General features: G+C 52.1%; 26 protein-coding genes. 20 read left to right on the forward strand and 6 right to left on the reverse strand.

Going from position 1 to position 21,819, the window contains the following annotated elements:
* Positions 1–108: 108 nt before the first annotated feature.
* From ACFQ1T_RS00505 to ACFQ1T_RS00515, 3 genes are all read left to right on the forward strand, one after another.
* Positions 109–1,335 (forward strand): dicarboxylate/amino acid:cation symporter, encoded by a 1,227-nt coding sequence (locus tag ACFQ1T_RS00505; RefSeq protein ID WP_379073385.1) that lies wholly within the window; start codon positions 109–111, stop codon positions 1,333–1,335.
* A 4-nt stretch (positions 1,336–1,339) separates the two neighbouring features.
* Entirely contained in the window at positions 1,340–1,876 is a 537-nt protein-coding gene (locus tag ACFQ1T_RS00510; protein ID WP_379073386.1) for a GNAT family N-acetyltransferase, read from the forward strand.
* 269 nt (positions 1,877–2,145) lie between these two features.
* Positions 2,146–3,063, forward strand: coding sequence for a DMT family transporter (locus tag ACFQ1T_RS00515; RefSeq protein WP_379073387.1), 918 nt, complete (start codon positions 2,146–2,148; stop codon positions 3,061–3,063).
* Here ACFQ1T_RS00515 and ampD read toward each other — a convergent pair.
* Positions 3,060–3,617, reverse strand: coding sequence for a 1,6-anhydro-N-acetylmuramyl-L-alanine amidase AmpD (gene ampD, locus ACFQ1T_RS00520; protein ID WP_379073388.1), 558 nt, complete (start codon positions 3,615–3,617; stop codon positions 3,060–3,062). The genes ACFQ1T_RS00515 and ampD overlap by 4 nt on opposite strands.
* Before the next feature lie 126 nt (positions 3,618–3,743).
* On the opposite strand from ampD, the gene ACFQ1T_RS00525 reads away from it, so the two are divergent.
* Positions 3,744–4,754, forward strand: coding sequence for a sodium:calcium antiporter (locus tag ACFQ1T_RS00525; RefSeq protein WP_379073389.1), 1,011 nt, complete (start codon positions 3,744–3,746; stop codon positions 4,752–4,754).
* Positions 4,755–4,799: 45 nt separating this feature from the next.
* Here ACFQ1T_RS00525 and ACFQ1T_RS00530 read toward each other — a convergent pair whose 3' ends face one another.
* Together ACFQ1T_RS00530 and ACFQ1T_RS00535 are read right to left on the reverse strand one after the other, a co-directional pair.
* Positions 4,800–6,290 (reverse strand): sigma-54-dependent transcriptional regulator, encoded by a 1,491-nt coding sequence (locus tag ACFQ1T_RS00530; RefSeq protein ID WP_338656259.1) that lies wholly within the window; start codon positions 6,288–6,290, stop codon positions 4,800–4,802.
* On the reverse strand, positions 6,291–7,883 hold the full coding sequence (locus ACFQ1T_RS00535) for a two-component system sensor histidine kinase NtrB (protein ID WP_379073390.1): 1,593 nt from the start codon (positions 7,881–7,883) through the stop codon (positions 6,291–6,293).
* Positions 7,884–8,201: 318 nt separating this feature from the next.
* Here ACFQ1T_RS00535 and ACFQ1T_RS00540 point away from each other — a divergent pair, with 318 nt between their 5' ends.
* From ACFQ1T_RS00540 to ACFQ1T_RS00550, 3 genes are all read left to right on the forward strand, one after another.
* Positions 8,202–8,777 carry an RNA polymerase sigma factor gene (locus ACFQ1T_RS00540; RefSeq protein WP_275356485.1) on the forward strand — a complete coding sequence of 192 codons (576 nt, stop codon included), beginning with the start codon at positions 8,202–8,204 and terminating at the stop codon, positions 8,775–8,777.
* Positions 8,778–8,780: 3 nt separating this feature from the next.
* Entirely contained in the window at positions 8,781–9,152 is a 372-nt protein-coding gene (locus ACFQ1T_RS00545) for a DUF3619 family protein (protein ID WP_194749808.1), read from the forward strand.
* A 172-nt stretch (positions 9,153–9,324) separates the two neighbouring features.
* Positions 9,325–9,726 carry a DUF3106 domain-containing protein gene (locus ACFQ1T_RS00550; RefSeq protein ID WP_379073753.1) on the forward strand — a complete coding sequence of 134 codons (402 nt, stop codon included), beginning with the start codon at positions 9,325–9,327 and terminating at the stop codon, positions 9,724–9,726.
* A gap of 57 nt (positions 9,727–9,783) precedes the next feature.
* Here ACFQ1T_RS00550 and pbpG read toward each other — a convergent pair whose 3' ends face one another.
* Complete coding sequence (gene pbpG, locus ACFQ1T_RS00555) at positions 9,784–10,866, reverse strand: D-alanyl-D-alanine endopeptidase (protein WP_194749810.1); 1,083 nt, start codon at positions 10,864–10,866, stop codon at positions 9,784–9,786.
* 214 nt (positions 10,867–11,080) lie between these two features.
* Between pbpG and ACFQ1T_RS00560 the strand changes: the two genes are divergently transcribed.
* Entirely contained in the window at positions 11,081–11,452 is a 372-nt protein-coding gene (locus ACFQ1T_RS00560; RefSeq protein WP_194749811.1) for a glycine cleavage system protein H, read from the forward strand.
* A gap of 26 nt (positions 11,453–11,478) precedes the next feature.
* Here the strand turns inward: ACFQ1T_RS00560 and ACFQ1T_RS00565 are convergent, their stop codons facing one another.
* Positions 11,479–11,673, reverse strand: coding sequence for a hypothetical protein (locus ACFQ1T_RS00565; RefSeq protein WP_379073391.1), 195 nt, complete (start codon positions 11,671–11,673; stop codon positions 11,479–11,481).
* A 126-nt stretch (positions 11,674–11,799) separates the two neighbouring features.
* Here ACFQ1T_RS00565 and ACFQ1T_RS00570 point away from each other — a divergent pair, with 126 nt between their 5' ends.
* The 8 genes from ACFQ1T_RS00570 (at position 11,800) to trhP (ending at position 18,425) form a co-directional block, all read left to right on the forward strand.
* Complete coding sequence (locus tag ACFQ1T_RS00570; RefSeq protein ID WP_379073392.1) at positions 11,800–12,066, forward strand: FmdB family zinc ribbon protein; 267 nt, start codon at positions 11,800–11,802, stop codon at positions 12,064–12,066.
* A gap of 10 nt (positions 12,067–12,076) precedes the next feature.
* The gene (locus tag ACFQ1T_RS00575) at positions 12,077–12,676 is read left to right on the forward strand and encodes a DUF502 domain-containing protein (RefSeq protein WP_275356490.1); all 600 of its coding nucleotides are present in this window, start codon (positions 12,077–12,079) and stop codon (positions 12,674–12,676) included.
* A 33-nt stretch (positions 12,677–12,709) separates the two neighbouring features.
* A complete protein-coding gene (aspS, locus tag ACFQ1T_RS00580; protein WP_194749815.1) occupies positions 12,710–14,500 on the forward strand; it encodes an aspartate--tRNA ligase in 1,791 nt (596 codons plus the stop codon).
* A 91-nt stretch (positions 14,501–14,591) separates the two neighbouring features.
* Positions 14,592–15,113 (forward strand): adenine phosphoribosyltransferase, encoded by a 522-nt coding sequence (locus ACFQ1T_RS00585; protein WP_379073393.1) that lies wholly within the window; start codon positions 14,592–14,594, stop codon positions 15,111–15,113.
* 61 nt (positions 15,114–15,174) lie between these two features.
* The gene (locus tag ACFQ1T_RS00590; protein ID WP_275356493.1) at positions 15,175–15,603 is read left to right on the forward strand and encodes a VOC family protein; all 429 of its coding nucleotides are present in this window, start codon (positions 15,175–15,177) and stop codon (positions 15,601–15,603) included.
* Between the two features lie 95 nt (positions 15,604–15,698).
* Complete coding sequence (locus tag ACFQ1T_RS00595; protein WP_379073394.1) at positions 15,699–16,487, forward strand: quinoprotein dehydrogenase-associated SoxYZ-like carrier; 789 nt, start codon at positions 15,699–15,701, stop codon at positions 16,485–16,487.
* Positions 16,488–16,603: 116 nt separating this feature from the next.
* Positions 16,604–17,023, forward strand: coding sequence for a secondary thiamine-phosphate synthase enzyme YjbQ (locus tag ACFQ1T_RS00600; RefSeq protein ID WP_194749819.1), 420 nt, complete (start codon positions 16,604–16,606; stop codon positions 17,021–17,023).
* Between the two features lie 55 nt (positions 17,024–17,078).
* Complete coding sequence (gene trhP / locus ACFQ1T_RS00605) at positions 17,079–18,425, forward strand: prephenate-dependent tRNA uridine(34) hydroxylase TrhP (protein ID WP_379073395.1); 1,347 nt, start codon at positions 17,079–17,081, stop codon at positions 18,423–18,425.
* A 68-nt stretch (positions 18,426–18,493) separates the two neighbouring features.
* Here trhP and ACFQ1T_RS00610 read toward each other — a convergent pair whose 3' ends face one another.
* On the reverse strand, positions 18,494–18,925 hold the full coding sequence (locus ACFQ1T_RS00610) for a CBS domain-containing protein (protein WP_194749821.1): 432 nt from the start codon (positions 18,923–18,925) through the stop codon (positions 18,494–18,496).
* Between the two features lie 112 nt (positions 18,926–19,037).
* Here ACFQ1T_RS00610 and ACFQ1T_RS00615 point away from each other — a divergent pair, with 112 nt between their 5' ends.
* The 4 genes from ACFQ1T_RS00615 (at position 19,038) to ACFQ1T_RS00630 (ending at position 21,796) form a co-directional block, all read left to right on the forward strand.
* Positions 19,038–19,547, forward strand: a complete 510-nt coding sequence (locus ACFQ1T_RS00615) for a MarR family winged helix-turn-helix transcriptional regulator (RefSeq protein ID WP_275356496.1) — start codon at positions 19,038–19,040, stop codon at positions 19,545–19,547.
* A 28-nt stretch (positions 19,548–19,575) separates the two neighbouring features.
* Positions 19,576–19,950, forward strand: a complete 375-nt coding sequence (locus ACFQ1T_RS00620) for a YybH family protein (protein ID WP_379073396.1) — start codon at positions 19,576–19,578, stop codon at positions 19,948–19,950.
* Between the two features lie 16 nt (positions 19,951–19,966).
* A complete protein-coding gene (locus tag ACFQ1T_RS00625) occupies positions 19,967–20,887 on the forward strand; it encodes a DMT family transporter (protein ID WP_379073397.1) in 921 nt (306 codons plus the stop codon).
* A 180-nt stretch (positions 20,888–21,067) separates the two neighbouring features.
* Entirely contained in the window at positions 21,068–21,796 is a 729-nt protein-coding gene (locus tag ACFQ1T_RS00630; RefSeq protein ID WP_379073398.1) for a YebC/PmpR family DNA-binding transcriptional regulator, read from the forward strand.
* Positions 21,797–21,819 lie beyond the last annotated feature (23 nt).

The following is a 21,819-nucleotide window of genomic DNA, read 5'->3' on the forward strand; positions in this document are numbered from 1 at the left end:
TTAAGAGCTGGTTATGCATTAAGCCTATTCCCCTTTCAATGCTGTGATTACTCACCCGAGTTGCAGTATGATGTTTCCAAGCCATTGTTCCCTTAAAATGCCAAAAAAATGAAATTCCCCAGCCTCAACGTTCAAATATTCATTGCTGCCATTGGGGGTGTCTTTTTTGGCTGGTTGGCGCATACCGGTGAACATGGGGTGGCGCTTTATGCGGCGAACTTAGTGGGCACTTTGTTCATTGATTTGTTGAAAATGGTGATGATCCCATTGGTGTTTTGCGCGATTGTGACTGGCATCGCTAATCTGCGCCAGCATCGCCAGATCGATGTGGTGTGGAAAACGACTTTGCTGTTTTTTGCTACCACGACCATCATCGCGGTGGTGATTGGGTTGACTGCGAGTCATCTTTTTAAACCGGGGGCAGGGCTGCATCTGGAAATGTTTTCGCATGCCATGCAGCAGTTTGAATCTAGGCAGATGAGCCTGCCCGAGTTTTTCACACAGTTTTTGCACGGCATATTCATGAATCCCTTCAAGGCGCTGGCCGAGGGTAATATTCTGGCGATTGTTGCTTATGCCATGTGTTTGGGCATTGCGCTGGTGATGGCGTCCGAGCGCTATCCGCAATGGCTGGCGTTGTTTGAAGAGGGCATGGGTCTAAGCATGCAGATGATTGGTTGGATCATGCGGCTGGCACCATGGGGGATTGCTGCACTGTTATTCAAGCTGGTCGCAACCCAGGATGTGAGCCTGTTTGCCTCTTTGACCAAGTTTATGCTGGTGGTGACCGGGACGACCTTGTTTCATGGTGTGATTGTTTTACCGGTCTTGTTGTTTCTGTTTACAGGCAAACATCCTGTGTGGTTTTTGCGGCAAGCCCGGGAGGCGTTGGTGACGGCATTTGCCACCAGTTCTAGCAATGCGACCATGCCGGTGACGATGCGTTGTGCGACGCAAAACATGCATGTGAAGCCTGAGATTGCCGGGTTTGTAGTGCCGCTAGGGGCAACCATGAATATGGACGGCACAGCCCTGTATGAAGCGGCGGCGGCCTTGTTTGTGGCACAACTGGCCGGGATTGATTTGTCGCTGGGGCAGCAGTTGGTGGTGTGTTTAACCACCATGATCGCGGCCATGGGGGCCCCGGGGATTCCCAGTGCGGGCATGGTGACAATGGTGATGGTGTTACAAAGCGTGGGATTGCCGGCTGAAGCCATTGCCATTTTGTTGCCTATAGACCGCTTGCTCGATACCGTCCGGACTGCCGTGAATGTCGAGGGCGATATGATAGGCAGTTTGGTGGTACAACATCGCATTGAAAAATTAGCACAATAAGGTCATGACTGAGTTAGTGATTAGACCTGCGCAAGCGCAGGAGGCCAATATCATCGCGGCACTGGTGAATCGTGCGTATCGCGGCGAGAGCAGCCGGGCAGGATGGACCACGGAGGCTGATTTGCTCGATGGCAAGCGTACCACGCCAGAGGAGGTGCTGAGTTTTCTCGCTCGGGATGATGTTCAGATACTCACAGGCTGGCTGGCATCACAATTGACGGTGACGCTGTGTGCCGAATGGCATGCTGTACAGCAGACCGTGCATCTGGGCATGATTGCCGTAGAGCCGACTGCACAGAACCGCGGGTATGGCAAAACAGTGATTCTGGCGGCTGAGCAATGGGCGGTGGAGCATTGGCAGGTGCGGGCCAGCCAAATGGCGGTTGTCAGTCTGCGGCAGGCATTAATCGCGTTTTATCAGCGGCTGGGTTATCAGCCGACCGGGGAGGTCAGGCCGTTTCCCAACCAGCCAGAGATGTGGCAGGCCAAGGTCGAAAACATGCAGCTGATCACCCTGCAAAAGCCGCTTGGCTTAAGTTGAGGCTATCGTGGTAATCATCCAACATCAGGCAATTGTCGTCGGTGTATCACAAGACGCTTGACCATTTTTGCCAATCCACGTAAATTGCCCAACCTTATGAACAAGCAATTTTTCTCAACTATTGTGTTGGCAATGCACCGAAAGGCATTGTGGCTAGTCGCCACAGCGTGCCGCGGTTGCTGCTTGTCGTAAATCTCATGCAACCGCGGGCTCTCCGCGGTTGATCTGTTGTTCCTCCCTCCCGGCGAGCCCTTTTATTTAGGGCACATATGAAAGACGCGACACACCCCTATTACGGTGCCATGTTGGTACTGTTATCCTCCGTGGCCTTTTCGTCAAAAGCGATTATGGTCAAGCTGGCCTATGCCTATCATGTAGATGCAGCGACCTTGATCTCCTTGCGGATGGCGTTTGCTATTCCTTTCTTCGCTGCACTTGGCTGGTGGGCTATGCGCCAAGGCACGCCTGTGCGTATGGCGCGCCACGACTGGTGGAAGCTGGCATTGTTAGCGATGGCTGGCGGGTATGGGTCGATGTGGCTTAATTTTGAAGGCTTGCGTTATGTCTCTGCCGGGCTGGAACGAGTCATTTTATTCCTATACCCAACCTTGGTCGTTGTCATGAGTGCGATTTTTCTTAAACACCAGATTACCCGGCGTGAGTGGTTTGCCATGGTGACCAGCTATGCAGGTGTCGTGCTGGTGGTCTGGCATGATGTGGTGCTGGCGGGATTCGATTCTGCAGACACCTTGTATGGCGCTGGGCTGGTGTTACTAAGTGCGATTGTCTATGCCGGTTATTTACTGGTGAGCGGGCAACTGATTCCCAAGTTGGGGGCCAGCCGCTTTACCGCGTTGACCATGGGCTTGGCTGCGCTTGCGAGCGCTACGCATTTTGCTTGCAATGGCTCGTACGAAAAGGTGGCCTCATTCCCGCAGGCGGTATACATGCTGGCTTTGCTGATGGCGCTGGTGGCGACTGTACTGCCTTCGGTGTTGATGAATCTCGGCATCCAACAATTGGGGAGCCGCAAAGTCTCGCTGATCAGTGCGATAGGCCCGGTTTCGACCATTATGCTTGCCTACCTGTTTCTGGGCGAGCATCTTTCATGGGTACAGGGGCTGGGTACCCTGCTGGTGCTGGCAGGGGTGATGGCAGTGAGCCTGGATAAGGCTACGAAGTCTTAAGTATTCGTAGAGAGGCGCTGCCAGTCAAAAAACGGGCCGGGGTCGGTTTTGCGCCCCGGCGCAATGTCTGCGTGGCCGACAATATGCTGGATGGGATAGCGTTGCTGTAGCGCCTTGACCAGGGCTTGCAAGGTGACATATTGCGCATCTTCAAACGCCTCAATATCACAGCCTTCCAGTTCAATACCAACTGAAAAGTCGTTGCATCGTTCGCGGCCTTGCCATTGTGAAACGCCAGCATGCCATGCCCGCTGCGCGCAACTCACATACTGCAATAGTTCACCGGTTCGGCGGATCAGAAAATGTGAAGATACTCTGAGTTGCGCAATTTCTGCGTAGTAAGGGTGTTCGTCCGCATTCAGCCGGTTGGTGAATAACTGTGTAATGCCCTCGCCGCCATATTGTTGCGGTGGCAGGCTGATATTGTGGATCACGATCATGTCGATGGCTGCATGCTCAGGCCTGTCGTCCTGATTGGGCGAGGTGATGATGCGCGCATGACTGGCAAAGCCAGCATGATCAATTTCTATCATGGGTGACAAGTAGCGTGACATATAAACATTGTAGGTGAATTTGACCGAATTGCGTTATGATTTCGCCCGCGTGCACACCTTTGGCATGCACATGCGGATCGGGCGGTGGACGCATGCAGGATTCATGACCGCCAGACAGGGACAGGTATGGTTTTTTTACAATTATTGCTGATGCTGGTGTTGATTTTAGTGGCCGCAGAGGTGTTTACCAACGCGCTGGAACATTTGGGGGAGCGCCTGGGGATTTCTGAAGGCGTGACCGGCTCAATTTTTGCGGCGGTGGGGACTGCGTTGCCAGAGACGCTGGTGCCATTGCTGGCGATTTTTTCGTATACGTCCTCCACGGGCGATAGCCATGCCGGCAATGACATCGGGGTGGGTGCCATTTTGGGCGCGCCCTTGATGCTGGCAACCTTATCTATCAGTTTGATGGCTTTTTCAGTCTTAAAGCGTCGTGGCGCACACGGTCATATCCGTCCCGAGCGCACTGGCCTGATCCGTGATCTGAATTTCTTTATTCTGGCATTTGTCTTTGCCACGGTGGCCATGTTTATTCCGCACACTGTCCCCATGGTGCGCTACGCTATCAGTATCCTCATGATTCTGATCTACTTTGTGTATGTGCTGATGACCATCAAGGCGTCTAAAGGCCTGGTGGAGGAGGGGCATGCGACGGAGGCCGAGGATGTCATGATGTTATCCCGGTTGGGCTTGCCCACCAACATGGTCACCATTCTGCTGCAATTGTTGCTTGGCTTGGGCTTGCTTATCGTCGGTGCCAAAGGCTTTATTAACGAGGTGGAAACTGCGGCTGCCATTTTGGGCGTGTCAGCCTTGTTGCTGTCTTTGCTGATTATCCCGATTGCTACTGAATTGCCCGAAAAGGTGAACAGCATTTTGTGGATACGCAAAGGCAAAGACACGCTGGCGTTTGGCAATATTACCGGTGCCATGGTGTTTCAAGGTACTTTGTTGCCGGCAATCGGCATTATGTTGACTGACTGGTCTCCGCGACAAGAGGTCGCGCTGGGCATCCTGATCACCCTGTTGGCGGCCATCTGGGTGCGTTACCGCATTGCCAAAGGTGGTTTGCTGGTATGGCACCTGCTTGTCAACGGCCTGTTCTACCTGGCCTATCTGGCGATTGTATTAAGCTAACCCTGACTGGATGAAAAAAGGCGACCTTCTGGTCGCCTTTTTGTTTTACTCTTCGTCGCCGTCTGCGTCCTCCAGGTCCGCGTCTTGCTCTTTCGATAATCCTAGCTTGGATAAACGGTAGCGCAAAGTGCGGAAACTGATGCCCAGTAATTTGGCCGCCGCAGTTTTATTGTTGTTGGTTTTCTCCAGGGCTTGCAGAATCGTGCGCTTTTCAATGTCTTCCAGATAATCAGACAAGCTCACATCCATCGGTAACATGGTCCCGGGGGCCGTCGCGGGTGCGGCGCTGGCTGGCGGGACCACCTCAGCCGCTTTCGCCACGGGTTCGTTGGCGCGCTCCAATACAGGGGCCTTCCAGGGCAACACCGGGCGATCACTGAGTTGCGCCGGCATGTCCTCCAGCGACAAGTCCTCTACCGTAATGGTCTGGCCATCGCATAGCGCCAGTGCGCGTTCCAGCATGTTTTCGAGTTCACGGACATTGCCATGAAAGGGCAGTTGCTGAATAAACACTTTGGCATCATCGGCAATCACCGGGATGTCTATGCCTTGTGTCTGGCACAACTTGGTCAGCAAACGTTCTGTCAACTCCGGAATGTCTTCGGGGCGTTCACGCAAGGCCGGCATTTTGAGCTGAATCACATTGAGCCGGTAATACAAATCCTGCCGGAATTCGCCTTTTTCCATCATGGCATTGAGGTTTTTGTGCGTGGCAGAAATGATGCGTACATCCACCGCTTCTTCAATGGTGCTCCCCACCACGCGGACTTTTTTCTCCTGAATCGCGCGCAGCAGTTTCACCTGCATGGCCAATGGCAAGTCGGCTACTTCATCCAGAAACAAGGTGCCCCCACTGGCGGCCTGAAACAGGCCTTGCGTATCCTGAACGGCGCCGGTAAAAGCCCCTTTTTTATAGCCAAAGAATTCGCTTTCCATCAGGTTCTCGGGGATGGCGCCACAGTTAACTGCGACAAAAGACTGGTCCTTGCGGGCGCTGTTCTGGTGGATGAGACGTGCGGCCAGCTCCTTACCACTGCCAGACTCCCCGCTGATGTAAACAGGGGCCTGGCTACGTGCCAGCTTGGCAATCATGGTCCTGACATAGCCCATGGCCGGAGACGCCCCAATCAAATCGACGGTGTTGGCTCCTTGAGATTCTTTTTGCGAGGAAAGCTTGAGCGCAGACTCGACCAATGGCCGCAACTGTTTGAGTGAAATCGGTTTGGTGATGTAGTCGTAGGCACCGGCCTTGAGCGCAGAAACCGCATTTTCTGCACTGCCATAAGCCGTAATTACCGCAACGGGTAGCCCCGGAAATTGTGCATTGATGTGCTGTACCAGTTCCAGGCCCAAGCCATCCGGCAGACGCATATCGGTTAGGCACAAGTCATAGCTGAAAGACTGCAGCATATGTTTTGCATCGGTGACGGTACTGGCGCTCTCGGCCTGTATGCCCATACGTTCCAGTGTCAGGACGACCAGTTCGCGAATATCGGTTTCGTCATCAACTACGAGACAACGATAAGTGTTTGCCATTTAAACAATTGCCTTTTTAACTGTCAGTGAAAATTGGGTGCCACCGGCCCCCGTGGTATAACTTAATTTTGCGCCATTGGCCTCAGCCAGCTCTCTTGCGATAAACAAGCCCAGCCCTGTCCCGGTTTTCTCCGTGGTCATGAACGGTTCGAACAAGTGGGGTTGAATTTTCGGGTCCACGCCTTGGCCATCGTCTTTGACCAGCAGGTGAATAAACTGTCCGCTTTTATCGCTCACGACGTTCAGTTGCAGGCTTTGTGCCTGTTGCTGACTGTGCCGCCATCCATTTTTACACAGATTCCATAAAATCTGGTTGATGTGTCGACGATCAAAAATAATGCCGGTCTCTGCTGCAGGCAAGCTGAGTGTGAAATCACTCAGGGCAATCTTTTCTACCGCACAAAACTGTTGATAAAACTCCAGCACAAAGCTGTTGATATTTAATTTTTCCTGATTGGTGCGGTCGCGCCGGTTCAACTCCAGCACATCCTTGATAATCTGGTCCAGCCGCTGCACGTTGTCAGAAATAATTTGCAGCATGCGCTGCGTGCCTGGCTGCTGCGAGTCTTCTTGCATGAGTTGCGTCGCATGGCTAATCGCACTGAGCGGATTGCGGATTTCGTGCGCGATATTCGCTGTCAGTCTGCCCAGTGCTGCCAGTTTTACCTGGTGGGCCTGGGTTTGTATTTGTGACCAGTCCTCAATAAAAATCACCACACCATTGTCTGCATTTTCTGAGATGGCGTGAAAGCGGATACCGAGGTCGCGATTGTTGATACTGAGTTTGGTGGCATCTGGCGAGGCCAGTTTGGCCGAGGGCGTCGTGCGCAATAATTGCATGATTGCCGGAATCAGTTGCTCCACCGGGGTGGAGAGTTCCAGCGCTGCCAGCATTTGTGATTCTTCCAACCCCAGCAGCTTGCAGGCTTGCAGGTTGTAGTGTTTGAGCTGCTGGTGCTGGTCTATCACCAGCACCCCGTTAGGCATTTCTTGCGTGATCAGGGCGTTAGTTTTGGCTAAATGTTCAATATCACGCCCACGCTGGCTGGCCAGCTTTTCACTGCTTTGCATGCGTGCAGTCAGCGTTTGTGCCAGCCAGGCCGTGGCAAAGCAACTCAATGACAACAGCACTGCATTGCTGTAGTCGTTCATGGGCACGTTGCGGTTTAACAGCTGAAAAGTGTTCTCGAGCAGAATGCCTATGGTGGCAATGGCGGCATAAAACATGGCAAAGCGGCCATCGCTGATCAGCCCGGCAAAGATGATATTGATGATGAGCAGCAACCCAATCGCACTCTGGTTGCCAGGTAAAAAATGCAGCATGAGCACGATAAAAACAATGTCGAGGCTAGTCTGGATCTTGACGGCTAGCCCTTGCTTGCATTGCAGGGACTCAAAGCTGACACTGACAGCAATCGCGTATAAAAAGAATAGCAGCAATGCCCAAAAGGTGAGCGAGGGTTCTGCCGGGGCATTGCGAAAAAATGGCCACAACTGGCTGCCAAACAACATGCCCGAGGCTCCGAGCCTGAAGAGCGTGTACAGGCGCAAGTGCTGGATATCAGGGGTTCTTTCAATCGTGCTGATCATCATAAGTCGCACGCAGAAAAAACGCAGGGTTGCCGAGCGGCGGCTTGCACTACTTGGCAATTTACTGGATAAGGCATAAACATTATTTTTTAATTGTGAGCATAAATAGTGTGCTTTTGCTATTGAGCTTGTGGCCGTTATCACGTGGCAATTCGCAGGCTTATTCTAACAGTAATTAAATTTAAAACTGATATACTCCCTGTCAGAGAGAGATAAAACCGTGCATATTTGTTTTAGACGGATAAACACTCACAACAATGTCGCAAAAATGGCACCTTTGTCAGCATGAGAAACTGACGATCGCGGGAATGGGAATTTGTAGTGGCGAGTGCGCAAGAACTATCGGATTTTTTACGCCAGGTTGAAAAACGGGCCTTCAGGCAAACGGCGTATGCGGTGCGTGACGATCATGCCGCACTGGATATTGTGCAGGATGCCATGATGAAGCTGGCTGAAAAATACGCCAGCAAGCCGATTGAAGAATATCCATTGTTGTTTCAGCGCATTTTGCAAAATACCATGCGCGACTACTGGCGGCGGCAGAAAGTGCGCAACTTGTGGACCAGTCTGTTTTCGTCACTCGGTTCGCAAGAGGATGAAGACTATGACCCACTTGAAACGATAGAGGTGGAAACCCAGGAAGGGGATCCTGCCGAGCAACTCGAGCGGTCACAAGTGATGCGCCTGATTGAAAAAGCCCTGGCAAAATTACCGGCACGTCAACGGGAAGCCTTCGTCCTGCGTTATTGGGAGGAATTAGACGTTGCTGAAACAGCGTCGGTGATGGGATGTTCAGAAGGAAGTGTTAAAACGCACTGCTCCAGAGCAGTCAGTGCGTTATCAACGTTAATGGAGCAGGCCGGCATTGGTCGCCGGAAACTGCCAAACAAGGAGTAAGGCATGAGGATACAACGTCACGTGGATGATGACTTGCCCACCCCTCTGCGCGAAGGGGTGCAGGCACTCAAGCAGGATGATCGGCCGCTGTCTGCCGCAGTACAAGACCGGTTGGCGAAGGCCCGTCAGGCTGCTTTGGCGCAACATGCAGCTGCGCATCAGGCCCGTTCCGGTTGGTCGGATGTGTTGTCATGGGCTTCATGGGGGCATCCCCGTGTCGCTGGGATGGCCGCGTTCTCTATCTTTTTTGCGGTGGGCTTGATGTTTATCTCTAACAGCCAGAATGATGATGCGCTGTTGCTCAGCGATGATATGCCTGTCGAGGCATTTGTCGATAACGGGTTTGCTGCCTGGCAGTATTCAGAAGATATTTGATGGCGCTTTGGGTAGGGTTGTGCGCCGGGCGATACAAAATGCTTTCATGGAATAATGAGAAATGATACGAAATCATTCTTTGTGGATAGGGTGGATATTCTGTTTCGGCACTTCGTTGCCGAGTTTTGTGGCTGCAGAAGCGTTCCCGGGCGAGGCCGCTGCCTCGAGTGTGATGGCGATGGCCGATATCGGGGCGATCAAGAATGACCTGGCCCCGGCCGATCCTGCGGCCAATGTGACTTGGGCACAGTTGACGGAACAGCAGAAAACCGTGTTGGCGCCTTTGGCCAGTGAGTGGGATAGCTTGCGGCCCTGGCAGCGTGAAAAAATGCTCGATATTGCCAAGGAGTATCCAAAAATGGATGCGCAGAAGCAGCAGCGCATCCAGCATCAACTGGTGAAATGGAGCCGCATGACGCCCTACGAGCGCGAGAATGCGCGCAAACGTTACCAGCAGTTTCAAAGCTTGAGTCCCGAGAAAAAAGAAGCTTTGCGCAAACAGTGGCAGCAGCACAAGCAAAAATCGGCGATCAGTGAAGGTTATGATCCTGAGTTTGATGGCGCAGAGCATTAAACTTTCTCTCATAAAAAAGGCCCGCTGGATGCGGGCCTTTTTTATGAGAGTTCAGGATTAATTGGCTTCTTCATTCAGAGACTTGCTCATCGACAGGCCGGTCAGCACAATGCCGGAGCCCGCGCTCTGGGAGGTCAGGGTGCTGTAGTTGTGTTCCATCCATTTTTTGATGCGTTTGGCATCGCCTATCCGGGTCAATTTGCCAACGGAGTCCAGCAACACCATGATGAGTGGTTCACCCGCAATGGTTGCCTGCATTACTAGGCAGCGGCCTGCTTCACTGATGTACCCTGTTTTGGAAAGGCCAATTTCCCAGCTGCTGTTGGAGCTGTCACGCACCAACGCATTGGTATTGTGAAAGTGTATCGGCTGGCGTCTGCTATTCACATATAAGTCGTAATCAGATGTGGTCGTAATCTGGCGTATTAATGGGTACTGATACGCGGCGTGAACCATTTTGGCCAAGTCCATGGCGGTTGAGACATTGTTGCTGGTCAGGCCGGTGGAGTCTTCAAAATGCGTATTCATCATGCCCAGGCTGGCTGCTTTGGCGTTCATTTCCTGGATAAAACGGGCCTTACCACCTGGATAGTGCGTTGCCAGCGCAGAAGCTGCACGGTTTTCGGAGGCAATCAAAGCCAGGTTCAACAGGTCGGCACGTGTCATGGTGGTGCCGACAGGCAGGCGTGAAGAAGTGCCTTTCAGGTAGTCAACGTCCATTTCAGTAATGGATACTTCTTCATTCAGGTTAAGTTTTGCATCCAGCACGACCATGGCAGTCATGAGTTTGGTGACAGAGGCAATCGGTGTCGGCGTATCGAGGTTTTTGGAGTAAATGATCTCGTGCGTGTTCTGGTTCATCACCAGCGCCTTGGTTGAGGCGATGGACAAATTGCCATTGTTGAGCGATTTGCCTTGGAACGAATCAAACATCTCGGCATCGACCGTCGGTCGCGCCGCTTTTCTGGCATGTGAGTGTAATTTCACCGGGCGCATCCCTTTGGTTTTTTCAGGGTTAACGCGGTACTGTGAAGAAACGCGCGCGCTGTATTTTTTACTTTTGCTCGCAGAAACGGTTTGTTTCTTGGAGGATGATTTGGCAATGGCTTGACCCGCAGGTGCAAAAGCAATTGAACACATTAGTAAAACTTTAAAACAGTGCTTGTAAAAACTCATAATCAACCTTCCTGAAACCCGCCTCATTATTGCCCAGTAATTATTCAGCGTCAATCACTTATCGCAATTTTTTCGTGTGAAAAGTTAAGCAATTTGCTTGCCTGTCTGAATAAGTTTTGGCGCGTTGTGCAGACTATGGCACAATAATTATCTACTAAACTTTTGATTTTTAAATTCTATGTCAGCAGGCTTGAAATACTTCTTTTCCAAAGACCACACCTGGGCAGCGCAAGGCGAAGATGGATTATGGCTGGTTGGGATTACTGATTACGCCCAAAATATGCTGGGGGATGTGGTGTTTGTGGACCCGCCCAAAGTGGGGCAGTCTGTTGAGCAAGGGGCGGTGTGCGGCCTGATTGAGTCAGTCAAGACCGGTTCTGATCTCTATGCGCCCTTGACCGGGGTCGTGGACGCCGTCAATGAACAGGCGTTATCTTCACCTGAGCGCATTAATGATCATCCTTATGACACCTGGTTGTTCAAGCTGGCAGCGACTGCCAGTGGTGCAGAAGGGCTGCTTGACCAATCAGCTTATGAATCACAGCTTTAGTGGCTGATGGTTTAGCTGGGGGGTGCTTAGTCCGCCTGTTTGATCCTGAGTGGGCGCTGGGTGGCTGCCAATTCGGCTGGCGTGAGGGCTGCTACTTTCACTGTGTCGGCTTTTTGATCTAGCGATAGCATGGTGTGATGGATGTTCAAATCGCGGCTGGCTAAGCTCAGAAAAAATAGTGCGATCAGGCTAAGGGGTGTTTTAAGTGACAGTGATTGCATGGCGGGTTCCTTAAAGTCTTTTTAATTCAAATACATCGCGCTGCTTTTTATGATTTGTAACGCGAATCGGGTATAATTTGTTTTTGTTTAGTTTTTAAGCAAGTTATCTTTCGGTTGACGTTCAAAATGCCTATCTACGATTTTCAATGTACCGCCTGTGGTTACCAGCAAGAGTTAATGCGTAAGGTCTCTGCGCCTGCAGTGGAGGCTTGTCCGCAATGCCAGCAGCAAACCTTTAGCAAGCAAGTGTCGGCGCCCAATTTTCAGCTGACCGGCAGTGGCTGGTATGCCACCGATTTCAAAAACAACCAGTCAGCCAAGCGCAGTTCTACGTCTGAATCTGCCAGTACCGGAGACGCTGCCAAGTGCTCACCGGGTTGCGCCTGCCACTAAAAAGACAAGCATGAAAAAATACTTTATTACAGGGTTATTGGTACTGGTTCCATTGTTCATTACGGTGTGGGTGCTAAAAACTTTAGTGCAAACGCTGGACCAGAGTCTGCTGTTGTTGCCCGCCGCCTGGCGGCCAGAAGCCTGGCTGGGTGTGGATATTCCAGGGTTTGGCGTGATTCTGACCGTGGGCATTATTTTGGCGACCGGTCTGGTAGCGACCAACATTTTTGGTCAGCAACTGATTGTGTTATGGGAAGGCTTGCTGGTCCGCGTGCCTGTGGTCAAGTCTATTTATTCCAGCGTCAAGCAAGTATCAGATACCTTGTTTTCTGACTCCGGTAACGCATTTCGCCAGGCATTGTTGATTCAGTACCCACGGCAGGGCGTCTGGACCATCGCTTTTTTAACCGGCACGCCGGGTGGCGATGTGAGCAAGCACTTGCAGGGAGAATATGTCAGTGTGTATGTGCCGACCACGCCTAATCCGACCTCAGGATTCTTTTTGATGCTGCCCAAGGCAGATGTGATCGAGCTGGATATGAGCGTAGATCAGGCCTTGAAATACATCATCAGCATGGGTACAGTGGCGCCCTTGCCTAAACAACATTAACCGCAACACCACTTTAAACTTTATAAAATTATTATGATGCGTACACATTACTGCGGTCACTTGAACCGCGAACATATTGGACAAACCGTGACCCTGTGTGGCTGGGCTCACCGTCGTCGCGACCACGGGGGGGTGATTTTTATTGATTTGCGGGACCGCGAAGGTCTGGCGCAAATCGTGATTGACCCGGATACCAAAGACGCATTTGCCATCGCAGAAACCGTACGTAATGAATTTGTGTTGCGTGTGGTCTGTAAAGTGCGTGCCCGTCCTGAAGGCACCGTGAATCCCAACCTGCCAACCGGCGAAGTGGAGATGCTGGCGACAGAGATCGAAGTGCTGAATGCTTCATTGACACCGCCGTTCATGCTGGATGACGACAACCTGACTGAGACCGTTCGTCTGGAGCATCGCTATATCGATCTGCGCCGCCCGGCCATGCAGAAAAACCTCATGTTGCGTTACAAAGTGGCGAAAAACCTGCGTGACTACCTCGATGAAAATGGCTTTATCGAAGTAGAAACGCCGATGCTGACCCGTTCGACGCCAGAAGGCGCACGTGATTACCTGGTGCCTTCACGCGTACACCACGGCATGTTTTTTGCACTGCCACAGTCACCACAATTGTTCAAACAATTGCTGATGGTGTCCGGTTTTGACCGTTACTTCCAAATCACCAAATGTTTCCGTGACGAAGACCTGCGCGCAGACCGCCAGCCAGAATTTACCCAGGTGGATATTGAAACTTCTTTCCTGGAAGAAAACGACATCATGGACATCGTCGAAGAGATGATTCGTCGCATGATGAAAAAGGTGCAGGACATCGACCTGCCCGCCAAATTCCCGCGCATGCCCTTCTCTGAGGCCATGAACAAATACGGTTCTGACAAGCCTGATATGCGCGTGACACTGGAAATCACTGAGCTCACCGATGTGATGAAGGATGTGGATTTTAAAGTGTTTGCCGGTGCTGCCAATATGGCCGGTGGCCGCGTGGCTGCGATTCGCGTGCCTAACGGAGCGGCCATCAGCCGCTCTGAGATTGATGCCTATACCGAATTCGTCAAAATTTATGGCGCCAAAGGTCTGGCTTATATCAAGATCAACGACATTACCAAACTGAACGAAGAAGGTCTGCAAAGCCCGATTGTGAAGAACATTCACGTGAATGCCTTGCAAGCCGTGCTTGAGCGCACGGGTGCGCAAAACGGGGACATCGTATTCTTTGGCGCCGATAAAGCCAAGATCGTCAATGAAGCCCTGGGCGCACTACGCACCAAGGTTGGCCATGAAAAAGGCCATGTCGATGGTCGTCAGTGGGCGCCATTGTGGGTGGTGGATTTCCCGATGTTTGAGCACGACGAAGATGCAGACCGTTGGGTCGCCTTGCATCACCCGTTTACTGCACCGAAAGATGGTCATGAAGACCTGTTGGTCAGCAATCCAGGCGCTTGCTTGTCTAAAGCGTATGACATGGTGCTCAACGGTTGGGAAGTGGGTGGTGGTTCCGTGCGTATCCACAAGCAAGAGGTGCAGTCCAAGGTGTTTGATGCATTGAAGATCAGCAAGGAAGAAGCGCAAGAGAAATTTGGCTTCTTGCTGGATGCACTGCAATACGGTGCGCCACCGCATGGCGGCTTGGCATTTGGTCTGGATCGTTTGGTTACCCTGATGGCTGGCGCCGAATCAATCCGTGATGTGATTGCCTTCCCGAAAACCCAGCGCGCACAATGTCTGATGACCAATGCGCCTAACGAGGTGGACGAGAAGCAATTGCGTGAATTGCATATTCGCGTACGTCAGCAAAACGCTGCTGGCAGCTAACATGCGGGCGACTTGCCACGAGATTGTTGCAGGTCTCTGTTTTGTGATCAACGCGCCCAGACGGGCGCGTTTTTTATTGGATGTTTAGAGTATGTTGTCACTGATACGCACGATTCCCGATTACCCAAAACCCGGCATTCAGTTTCGGGATATTACGCCTTTGTTGCAGGATAAGCAGGGGTTTGCAGCGATGCTGGATGCGCTGGCAGCACATTGTTCCCTGATGCAGGTAGATAAGGTGGTCGCCGTGGAGGCGCGGGGCTTTATTATTGGCGCAGCATTGGCTGCACGCTTGGGAGCAGGCTTTGTGCCGGTGCGCAAACCGGGCAAATTGCCAGCGCAGACCATCAAGCAGTCTTACAGTCTCGAATATGGCACCGATACACTGGAGCTTCATGCCGATGCGATTCAGGCAAATGAGCGCATTTTGCTGGTGGATGATCTGATCGCTACCGGTGGCACCGCACTGGCCGCGGTCGCGTTGATTCGGCAGCTGGGCGGGCTGGTAACGCAGGCTGCTTTTATCATTGATCTGCCCGATTTGGGCGGGATGCAACATTTAGCCAATGCTGGCGTCCAAGGCTTTGCCTTGTATCAATTTGAGGGCGATTAAGTTTTGTACTATAGTGGCCGACTTGCATGCCACTTAACACACGGGACCTCACAGGATTACTATGCCACTGACCGAAATCAATCATGTCAATTTTCGCTCTGACCGCGAAACCATGCACAAACTGCGCGATTTTTATTGCGAGGTGCTTGGGCTGACGGTGGGCAAGCGGGTGGCGAGTACCACCTATGGCTATTGGCTGTATATCGGTGATAACGATGTGATTCATCTGGCCGAGTACAAAACGGCAGAAGCGCCGCAGTTGCATGTGCATGGCACCTATGACCATGTTTCATTCACCTGCACAGACATGCCTGCCATGGAGGCGCACTTGCAGGCGCACGGCATCACTTACACCACGCGCATCCTGGCCAATGGGGTTCGTCAGATCAACTTGCGGGATCCGGCCGGTAATGGCGTGGAGCTGAATTTTGAAGAGTACCGTGACCCGGCGTATGTGATGCGGCCATCTGGCGACCCGAGCAAAATGTGAGGGTCAATGTGATGCGTATCACATATTGTATTTGTCAAAGCATAAGAAAATCCTTTTCATGCAATCTAAGATAAAAATGGAAGATGGGGAATCGTATGAAAAAAACATGGATGATGGTCGTAGGGTTGTTGGCTTTCTGTGCGGCAAGTGTGGTGCATGCAGAGGCGGATCCCAAGTTATGGACAGTAGTGAAAGAGGCTTTTTTCCCCAAACGGGAGATTCAGGAAGTTGACTTCCTGAAAGTGGAGGGGCCACGCCGCGCCGAGAGCGGCGCACAGGTGCCCGTCACTTTCATTTACGACAAGGCGGCGGCCAACGGCATCCAGTTAAAGAAACTGTATGTGATCGTCGATGCCAACCCGATACAATTGGCGTCCACTTATCATTTAACCGACGGCTTGAACGGCTTTCAGATGGCGACCCGTATTCGTCAGGAAACCGATTCTTATGTGCGCCTGATTGGCGAAACTGCAGATGGCAAGCTGTATATGGGTAAGCGCGAGATTCGTGCGGCGGGCGGCTGTGGCGGTACCGTCGATAATAATGAATCCGAAGTGCGGGCGGCGGCGGGCAAGATCAAAATGAGTGTGGATGCGCCAAAATTTGGCGAGCCTGCCACTGCAACGTTCAACATTAAACATGTGATGCGAACCGGCTTGCAGCGCGACCTGGTTTCACAAGGCTATGTGCCTGCGTTTTATATCAACAAAACCACCTTTACCTACAACGGCAAGGAGTTGATGACGGTCGATGTCGGTGTGGGCACCAGTGAAGATCCTTACATGAAATTTAGTTTTATCCCCGATGCGCCGGGCAAGCTCGAAGTGGTTGCCACGGATAATGAGGGCAAGACGTTTAGCCAAAGCCTGGATGTCCATAGTTAATCGTGATGTATGCATAAAAAGGTCTCTCAGGAGGCCTTTTTTATTTGCGCTGCGTGGGCGCGTTTGGCCTGCTCACCGTCAATGTTAAAATAACATTATTTGGGGAAAGGGAAAGCATGAAAAGTTTTCGTAAAGAGCTGTGGTTTAACATTCCGGCACGCATGGATTTCAAGAATATCACCAGTGACGTGGTTGCGTGTGTGCGTGAAAGTGGCGTGCAAGAAGGCCTGGTGCTGATTAACGCCATGCATATTTCTGCCAGCGTGTTTATCAACGACGATGAGCGCGGCCTGCACCATGATTACAAAATATGGCTGGAAAAGTTGGCGCCGCACGAGCCGGTGAGTGGCTACCGCCATAACGATACTGGTGAGGATAATGCAGATGCGCATATCAAGCGCCAGATCATGGGCCGCGAAGTGGTGGTGGCGATTACTGAAGGCAAGCTGGATTTCGGCCCATGGGAACAGATTTTTTACGGTGAGTTTGATGGCCGCCGTAACAAGCGTGTACTGGTGAAAATTATCGGCGAATAAATGGCATTCGCTGCAAGTGATTGAGCTATAAGCTTTTTTAATGGACTAAATTGAAATGAAATCCCCTGAATTGTTAGCGCCCGCCGGTGATCTTGATCGCATGCGTACGGCGTTTGATTACGGCGCAGACGCGGTGTATGCCGGTCAGCCGCGCTACAGCTTGCGCGTGCGTGAAAATGATTTTTCAATGCAAAACTTGGCAATTGGCATTCAGGAGGCGCATGCACGCGGCAAAAAGTTTTTTGTCGCCAGCAATATTTCACCGCATAACGCCAAAGTGAAAACCTATATGCGCGATATGGCGCCGGTGATTGAAATGCAGCCCGACGCATTGATTATGGCCGACCCTGGCCTGATCATGATGGTACGCGAGCAATGGCCGGACATGCCTGTCCATCTGTCGGTGCAGGCCAATGCGGTCAATTACGCTTCGGTTAAGTTCTGGCAGCGCATGGGCCTGACACGGGTGATTTTGTCACGTGAGTTATCGCTGGACGAGATTGCCGAAATCCGCCAGGAGTGTCCGGATATGGAGCTTGAGGTGTTTATTCACGGTGCCTTGTGTATCGCTTATTCCGGCCGTTGCCTGCTGTCAGGCTATTTCAATTCGCGCGATCCTAATCAGGGGACCTGTACTAACAGTTGCCGCTGGGATTACAAGGTGCATGATGCCCAGCCCGATGCCGCAGGCGTGATCCGTTTAAAAGAGTTTGATTTTCAGGCCGAGCTGGAACAATCCAATCTGTCTTCCTGTGGCTCATTACCGCGCCATCCGGCGGCAGACCAGGTTTACCTGATCGAGGAAAAAGGCCGTCCTGGCGAGCTTTTGCCTATCATGGAAGACGAACACGGCACCTATATCATGAATAGCAAGGACTTGCGGGCGATTGAGCACGTGGAGAAGCTAATTGCCATTGGCGTCGATTCGCTCAAGATTGAAGGACGTACCAAGTCGCGCTACTACGTGGCGCGTACCAGCCAGAATTACCGCCAGGCGATTGATGATGCCGTAGCCGGGCGTCCGTTTGACTGGCGTTTGCTGGGCGAGTTGGAGAACCTGGCCAACCGGGGCTACACCGATGGTTTTTACCAGCGTCACCATACCGCCGAGCACCAAAATTACGTCCAGGGGCACTCGAGTGCCAATCGCAGCCAGTATGTCGGCGATGTGGTGGCCTATGATGCAGAGCAGGGGCTGGCTTTCATTCAGGCGCGTAACAAATTTGCTGTAGGTGACAAATTGCAACTGATACACCCCAGTGGTAACCGCGACATTGTGGTGGAGCAGCTTTTTGATAAGCGGGGCGAAGCCGTGCAGCAGGCCGCTGGCAGCGGGCATTTTGTCAAACTGCCGATTGCCGCATCTGCCCTGGATAATGCCATGGTTGCCAAATATCTGTAAGTGCGAATCAATCTGGGCAATCAAAAAAGGGGAGTGAGCTCCCCTTTTTTGTTGTCTGCTGAAATGCATCAGCTATGAATATAGCTTTCCAGTTGCTTGATCAGTGATTGCTGATAGTCGATCGTCTCTTTGAGAATATCCCCGATCGAAAGCATACCTAGCAGTTTGCCATGATCGACCACGGGCAAGTGGCGGATACGTTTTTCCAGCATGGTGTTCATGGCCGACTCGACCAGGTCACCCGGTTTGCCTGTGATGACTTTTTCCGTCATCACTTCACTGACTTGCGTGGTTTTGGATGAGCGGCCTTTCAGGATAATCTCGCGCGCATAATCGCGTTCCGAGAAGATTCCCACCAGTTCGCCGTCTTTGATCACAGCCAGTGCACCAATCTGGTATTCCGCCAGAATCACCAGTGCGTCAAACACCGGTCGGTTGGGCGCAATACTAATGATGCCTTGATGTGTTTTATGAGTGAGTACTTGCTGAAGCGTCTTCATGACTTCCTCCTTTCATAGGGCACGAGCGTTTAAATATACACCGATGTGTCGTGGAGTAAAACCTCAGATTTTTATTGACATAATTAGCCGGCTAACTATAATGTGGCTAATTATGTTACAACTTAGAGATCTTCCTACCCCAGAAGTCCTGCAACGGTTTGCCCAGCGCTATCCGGAAGCCGATGTCACGGCCATTGCGAGCTTCTTGATGTTGCTGCGTGTGGCCACCGATTTGTCAGTGGCGCTGGATGCCTGCCTGAGTAAACACGATTTGTTGCAGGGGCGCTGGTGGGTGTTGATTTTGTTGATGCGCGAAGTTGACCTGACTTCTACGCCCTCGGTGTTGGCAGAAAAGCTGGGGGTGACGCGCGCCACCATGACTGGGTTGTTGGATGGCCTGGAGCAAGGTGGCCTGGTCCAGCGTATCTTGGTGCCAGAAGACAGGCGCAGTGTCAAAGTGCGTCTGACTGAAGCCGGGCAAGCCCGGCTGGATGCCGTGATGCCGGATTATTACACGCGGCTGCGCCAGTCTATGCAAGGGTTAAACGAGCAGCAGCGCCAGGATTTGCAAGCGCTGTTAGGGGTGATAGACCAGGGCATCTCAGCCTGGGATTTTAAATAGTAATGTGTCTTTAATTCAGGAGTTTTGTATGACTAATGTTGATCACTTCATAGCGTTAAACCAGCAGTTTGATGCTGCCTTTAACAGCAAAAATCCACAGGCGATTGCGGCCTTATATGCAGAGCAGGCGATCGTGATGCCTGCGCCCGCTGGCCAGGTCGTGAAGGGCCGTCAGGCGGTTGCAGATTTTTTTGCTGGCCTGATTCAGGCTGGGGTCATTGAACATGCGCTGACGATGAACGAGGCGGTGGTCAGCGAAACGCTGGTCACTCAAACCGGACATTGGGCAGCAGCCATGATGGCTGAGGATGGCGTCAAGCAGCAGTTTGGTGGCAATGTGCAAGTGGTGTTTCAAAAGCAACCCGATGGGCGGTGGCTGGCTGTGACCCATATCTGGAACTAAATCAGCGGATAACGGCATGGATCAATTGGTTAAACAGCGTTCACAGGCACTGACAGCACTGCTGGTGCTGACGCTGATCTGGGGCTATAACTGGGTGGTGATGAAAAGCGCGTTGCAATATGCGGGGCCGTTCCAGTTTGCCGCCATGCGTACCTTTTTTGGCGCGCTGGTGTTGTTTTTGGTGCTGTATGTGACGCGGCGGCCAATGGGCTTGACCGAGTTTCCAACCATGCTGCTGCTCGGCATTTTGCAGAATGTGGGGTTTACCGGCGTGCTTATGTGGGCGCTGGTGCAAGGCGGCGCGGGCAAGACGGCGGTGCTGACTTATACCATGCCTTTCTGGACCTTGCTGTTTGCCTGGCCCATGCTCGGTGAGCGTATCCACGGCTGGCAATGGCTGGCGGTGATTTCGGCTGTGTTGGGCATGTTGTTTATTTTTGATCCTTTGCATTTGCGTGCAGACAGCTTCAGCATGCTGTTGGCAGTGTTGTCTGGTGTGTCGTGGGCGGTGTCTGCGATTATGACCAAGCAATTGCACAGACGTCATCCAACGCTAGACCTGATCAATCTGACCGCCTGGCCAATGTTGCTGGGTTCGCTGCCTATGGTGCTGATTGCCTTTCTGGTCCCTGCGCCGAGTATGCAATGGTCGGGTTATCTGATCGGCGCGGTATTGTTTAATGTGGTGTTATGTGGCGCGTTGGCCTGGTTGCTCTGGCTGTTTGCCTTGCAGCGGTTGCCCGCCGGGGTGGCCAGTATGGCCTCCATGCTGGCACCCGTGATTGGGGTGATTGCGGCCTGGATACAGTTGCATGAAGTGCCGGATGGCATGGAGATGATCGGCATGGCACTGATTCTTTTTTCGCTCAGTCTGATTTCCATCCTGATGATGCGGCCAGCCTATCACGGTATCCCGCCGGCGAGTGCCAACGTTTAGCGCCATTTTTCGCTGTTCTCCCGGGTTTTTCATTGCGCAGGGCTTGCGTAAATCAGGCCCTGTTCTTATTTGTCTTGCCTATCTGCCTCAATCAAGCCGCCGCCAAGCCTGCTTGCGCCTGTGGTAAAATCCGCCAGTTAAAACATTTCATCCCGTTGTTAAAAAATACAAGGAAGTCATATGGCTGGACATAGTAAATGGGCCAATATCCAACATCGTAAAGGTCGCCAGGATGCCAAGCGCGGCAAAATCTTCACCAAGCTGATTAAAGAGATCACGGTCTCTGCGCGCATGGGTGGCGGTGATACAGCCATGAACCCGCGTCTGCGGGCGGCCGTGGCGGCGGCCAAAGAAGAGAATATGCCTTCAGACAATATCACGCGTGCCATCAAAAAAGGCACGGGTGAGCTCGAGGGTGTTAACTACGAAGAAATTCGTTATGAAGGCTATGGCATTAATGGTGCAGCCATCATTATTGATTGTCTGACCGATAACCGTCAGCGTGCGGTGATGGACGTGCGCCATGCCCTAACCAAGCATGGCGGCAACCTCGGCACTGATGGTAGCGTGGCCTTTATGTTCAAGCACTGTGGTCAGCTGGTGTTTGAGCCTGGCGTCTCGGAAGATGCCGTCATGGAAGCGGCACTGGAAGCCGGCGCGGAAGATGTGATTGCTGATGAAGATGGCAGTATAGAAGTGATCACGGCCCCTGCCGATTTTGTCACGGTGAAAGAAGCGCTTGAGGCTGCGGGGCTGAAGGCAGTGATGGCGCAAGTGACCATGAAGCCGCTGAATGAAGTGGTGTTCACTGGCGAGGATGCGGTCAAAATGCAAAAAATTCTCGACATGCTCGAAGACCTCGATGACGTGCAAGAGGTCTACACTTCTGCCGTGATTGAAGAAGATTAAATGGCGCGATTGGCGGTGCACGC

Source organism: Methylophilus glucosoxydans, assembly GCF_042676145.1.
In the GTDB taxonomy this organism is placed as follows: Bacteria; Pseudomonadota; Gammaproteobacteria; order Burkholderiales; family Methylophilaceae; genus Methylophilus; species Methylophilus glucosoxydans.